The 5,039-nt window shown below is 60.9% G+C and carries 4 protein-coding genes; 1 reads left to right on the top strand and 3 read right to left on the bottom strand.

From position 1 onward, the window contains the following. Both WA989_RS01415 and amt read right to left on the bottom strand, forming a co-directional pair. A partial coding sequence (locus tag WA989_RS01415; protein ID WP_424338746.1) for a DNA translocase FtsK 4TM domain-containing protein occupies window positions 1–1,766 on the bottom strand: 1,766 nt, incomplete at its 3' end. 177 nt (window positions 1,767–1,943) lie between these two features. Then, window positions 1,944–3,284, bottom strand: coding sequence for an ammonium transporter (gene amt, locus WA989_RS01420; protein WP_424338747.1), 1,341 nt, complete (start codon window positions 3,282–3,284; stop codon window positions 1,944–1,946). Window positions 3,285–3,470: 186 nt separating this feature from the next. On the opposite strand from amt, the gene WA989_RS01425 reads away from it, so the two are divergent. Further along, complete coding sequence (locus WA989_RS01425) at window positions 3,471–4,697, top strand: FAD-dependent monooxygenase (protein ID WP_424338748.1); 1,227 nt, start codon at window positions 3,471–3,473, stop codon at window positions 4,695–4,697. Here the strand turns inward: WA989_RS01425 and WA989_RS01430 are convergent. Beyond that, on the bottom strand, window positions 4,698–5,039 hold a 342-nt coding region (locus WA989_RS01430; RefSeq protein ID WP_424338749.1), incomplete at its 5' end, for a hypothetical protein.

Raw genomic sequence — 5,039 nt, forward strand, 5'->3', positions numbered from 1 at the left:
ACCATCATCAGATCCGCCATCTCATCAATCACCACAACGATGTTAGGAATATGATCGAGGGGCAGAATCTCGGTCTCATGGACCGGCTTGCCGCGATCGTCATAGCCGGTCTGCACCTTGCGGGTCATCTGGTCGCCGCGCTCGCGATATTTGGCCGCCTTCTCGTTGAAACCAGCGAGGTTTCGCACGCCGGCCTTGGACATCAGCTCATAGCGGCTTTCCATCTCACGCACGGCCCATTGCAATGCGTTGACGGCCTTTTTCGGGTCCGTCACGACCGGCGCAAGCAGGTGCGGAATGCCCTCATAGATCGACAGTTCGAGCATTTTCGGGTCGATCATGATGAACCGGCACTGCTCTGGCGACAGGCGGTAGATCAGCGACAGGATCATCGCATTGACGCCGACGGACTTACCTGAGCCGGTCGTGCCCGCAATCAGCAGGTGAGGCATTTTTGACAGGTCTACGACCGTTGGCGTTCCGCCAATATCCTCACCAAGGGCCATGGGAAGCGGCGCTTTTGCGTTCGTGTAGGCGGTCGAGGAGAGAAGCGAGCGGAAATAGACCGTTTCGCGTTCCTCATTCGGCAGCTCGATACCGATTGCATTCTTGCCGGGTATGACGGCCACGCGCGCCGACACCGCACTCATGGAGCGGGCGATGTCATCGGCCAGCGAGATGACGCGCGCCGATTTTACGCCAGCGGCCGGCTCAAGCTCGAACAGGGTGACGACCGGGCCAGGGCGCACTTCCTTGATGCGGCCGCGCACGCCGAATTCGCGAAGTACTTCAGAGAGGCGGTTCGCCTGGGCGAGAAGACCGTCCTCGTCGACAGCGCCGCGGCGTGAGGGCGGGTCCTGCAGGAGGTCGATGGAGGGGAGGATTTTTGCCCCGCGGCGGGCGCGCTTGCGCACAGTCGGACGCGGGCGCTCAGCTTCGCGCGGCTTGGCGGGTGTCAGCTTTGGCCGTGTCGCGGCGATGGGCAAGTCATCATCGGCTTCGGTGTCCTCATAGTCTGCGCCGGCCTCTTCCGGCTCGTCCTCCTGAACTGGCGCCCGGCGCGAGACGGCGGGGCCGTCAAATTCGTCATCGGACGCATGCGTCTTCTTGTCGAAAAGGCCGCCGAGGCCGCCGAAAAGCCGCGCCCCTACACTGCCTGCGCCTGCGGCGGCCCGGCGCCCGGAGCTGGCAGCGGCGGTCTGCAGCAAGCGGGCATCGCCGCGGCGGAAGCCAAGGGCCGAAAAGGCGAGAACGAGAGCAACTGCTCCCAGAAACAGGCCCGCCAGGACATTCGGCGCAGGCATGAGAAGCGCCTTGAACGGCACAATAGCGAGGTCGTAGAGGAAGTCTCCGAACATCCCGCCAAGCCCTGACCAGAGCGGCCACGAGGCCGGGACAGGGAAGGAGGCCAGCGCCCCGGAGAGAATGACCACAAAGCCCGCCCCATAGGCCCAGCGGCGCATTTTGGGCGCGCCGATCAGGACCGCCCGCATCGCCCCGCCAACCATGAGGGAGAGCCCTGCCATCCACGACGCAAAGCCGAATGTTTGCAAGGCGAGGTCGGCCACAATCGCGCCCGTTCCGCCGAACAGGTTCTGCACATCCATGGCGGTTGCCGCGTTCAAGCTTGGATCGGTGGACTGGTAAGAGCCGACGCTGCCGCAGAGAAACACGCCAATCGCAAAGGCGGCGGTCCCTGTCAGGATGCGCCATACCGGATCTGAGGATTCTCTTACATTCTGTGTCTGGGCAACCGAATTGGCCATGTCCTTGTCCACCATCTGACTTGAGGATTTTCAGTCAAATTGCCCGAAGGGCCTTAACACCGCGCAAACGCAGCAGCCGGTCTGTGGTGGAATCTCACAAAAAAATCCCCGGCCAGTTGCCTGGCCGGGGAAGTCTGGGAGGAATCGCTTCCCGAGAGAAACGAACCGGTGGAGGCGTTATCCGAATTCCGGATAGGCCTCGAGACCAACTTCTGACTTGTCCATGCCAGCGATTTCTTCTTCTTCGCTCGGACGGACGCCGACGGTGAATTTGAGTGCCAGCCAGACAATGGCCGAGGCGATCGAGACAAAGACCGCGCAGGCGATGACCCCGATAAGCTGGCCAACATAGCTGACACCGATCGCGCCATCTGCATCGGCGGCCGGGATCATGACAACGTTGCCGTAGGAGGCTGCCACAATCATCGTGCCCCAGATACCGCACACAAGGTGAGCCGGGATGGCGCCGACGACATCATCGATCTTGAACTTGTCGAGCAGCGGCACGGTGAGCACGACAAGCACACCGCCAACCGCACCGATCAGGAGCGAAGCGCCCATGCTGGGTGCAAGTGGCTCTGCCGTAATCGAGACGAGGCCGCCAATCGCGCCGTTGAAGGCCATGGTCGCATCGACCTTGCCCTTGTAGAGCACGGCTGTGAGAACCATTGCGGCGATCACACCGCCACAGGCCGCCATGTTCGTATTGGCGAAGATATTGGCGACAGCATTGATGTCATCGAAAGTGCCGGCAGCAAGTTGCGACGCACCGTTAAAGCCGAACCAGCCGAACCAGAGAATGAATGTACCCAGTGCCGCCAGTGGAATGTTCGAGCCAGGCATAGGATGGATCTGACCATTCACATATTTGCCGATGCGCGGACCAATGATGATCGCACCGACCAGGGCAGCCCAGCCACCCGTCGAGTGAACCAGCGTCGAGCCAGCAAAGTCAGAGAAGCCGAACTGCGCATCGAGCGCGCCGCCGCCCCATTCCCAGGATGCGACGATCGGATAGATGAACGCCGTCAGGAAGGCCGTGAAGATCAGGAACGGCCAGAGCTTCACACGCTCTGCAACCGTGCCGGACACGATGGACGCGGCGGTTGCCACGAAGACCATCTGGAAGAACCAGTCCGATGAGGCTGCATAGCCTGTGTCGAGGCTTTCCTCAGGTGCCCAGATAAAGGAAGGAAGACCCACCCAGCCGGCAATCGTGTCGCCGGGATAGGCCATATTGTAGCCAACCAGCCAGAACATGATCCCTGCGACGGAAAACAGCGCCACATTCTTCATGGACTGCATGGATGCATTCTTTTTGCGCACGAGGCCTGCCTCGAGCATACAGAAGCCAGCCGCCATGAACATGACGATGAGGCCACCGATCAGGAACAGATAACTGTTGTCGACATATGCGCCGACCGCTGAGGCGTCCTGCGCCGTGGCGCCGAGCGCGCCAAGGGCGGCTAACGGCACAATTGCCGCTCCTCTCATCGCCCCTTTCAATAGATATTTCATGCCCTTCTCCCAATAGTTGGTATGACCGGGAGAGATAAGCTGACATGCCCACCAATCGACCAGAGACAAAGAGGCGACCACGTTACCAGCCGTTAAGTCTGATCAAAATTCGAGCATCCTGCGACCCAAACGCCCGTTTAGGGGTCAGCTATGGACCAGAAATGGCCCTCGTCTTAGATAACTGTCATGAGCGAGCCTGATGCAGAGATCGTCATTGTCGGTGCTGGACCAGCCGGAGCGTCCCTGGCGCTGGCGCTGAGCCAGGCTGGCTTCGAGACGGCCCTGATCGATGCCAGGGCGGCGGGACAACCGGCCCGCGAAGATACGCGCAATTTCGCAATCGTGACAGGAAGCTGGCGGCTGCTTGCTGCGATAGGCATTACAGATCGCCTCGATGGCCTGACCGAGCCGCTGCATGGGCTGGAGGCCGAAGACGGCGGCTCTCACTGGTTCGGCGCGCCGTCTATATTTTTCACGGATGATGATCTGATTGACCGCGAGGAGAGCGAAACGCTCGGCCAGATGGTCGAAGCGCGCCATCTGCAGAAGGCTCTGGATGAGGCCGCCGCTGATCAGGACAGGCTAACCCTCATTCGCCCTGACCTGTTTGAAGGCTTTGAGGCTCGGCCGGGCGGCGTCGACGTGAAACTTGCTGGCGGTAAGACGCTCTCGGCCAGACTTCTGATCGGGGCAGACGGCATGAAGTCGTCGGTTCGCCATGCCGCCGGCATCGAGACAGAGGGCCGCGATTATGGAAAGTCTGTCTTCGCCGCCAATGTGACCCTGTCGCGCCCCCATCACGGGGTTGCCCGCCAGCTGTTTACGCCTGAGGGCCCCTTCGCCACGCTGCCCCTGCAAGGCGACAGGGCAAATCTGGCCTGGTATATGAAGCGCGGCGCTGCAGAAGCGCTAGCCAAACAGCCAGCCGAAGCCGTTGAAGCCGAGCTTAATCACAGCTTTGCCGATTTCGCGGGAGAGATGAAGATCGATGGCCCGATGGGCTCCTATCCGCTCATCCTGCAGATTGCAGAGCGGATGGTGGATGAACGCGTTGCGCTGCTTGGCGATGCCGTTCGCCGGATCAATCCGCTCGCGGGCCAAGGGCTCAATCAGGGCTTCCGCGATGTGGCTGCGCTTTATGATGCTATAATAGAAGGCGACCGCGCGGGCCTCGATATCGGCTCTGACCAGGTGCTTGATGCCTATCAGACATCGCGCCGGTTTGGCGCAACCACGACGGCGCTCGCCATGGATGCGATCGACCGGCTGTTTTCCAATGATCTGTCCCTGACCAAACCGGTCAGGACTCTCGGAATGCTGATAGCGGACAAGGCCAAGCCGGTGCGCAGAACCCTCGCCGGCCTTGCAAGCGCGTCCTCGGATGAGCTGCCAAGCCTGATGCGGCGCGTCTGATCAGCCGAATATGAAGACACCGCCGAGCAGGACCAGCGGCAGGATCGACAAGCCAAACGTATTGCGCGCGAACACGAATTTTTCGATCCAGCTGTCGAGCCGGTCATCGCCGCTGGAGCGGGTCTTGGTAACCATCTCGACGTTCTCACCTTTGATTTCAGTATCGTCGCTGACAATGTAGTCGGTGAGCGAGCCTTCGACGATGAGGCAGCCGAAATAGAAAGTCGCACTCCAGGCAATGGTGCCGAAAGCGACCGCCATTACGGCCCACCCTGTCTGGAAATCCGTGAACTGGTCGAGCGACCAAAGCGAGGCGAGCAAGACGAGCGCGCCGACCAGGAC

Origin of the sequence: Henriciella sp., from assembly GCF_049649345.1 — a bacterium.
GTDB lineage: Bacteria > Pseudomonadota > Alphaproteobacteria > Caulobacterales > Hyphomonadaceae > Henriciella.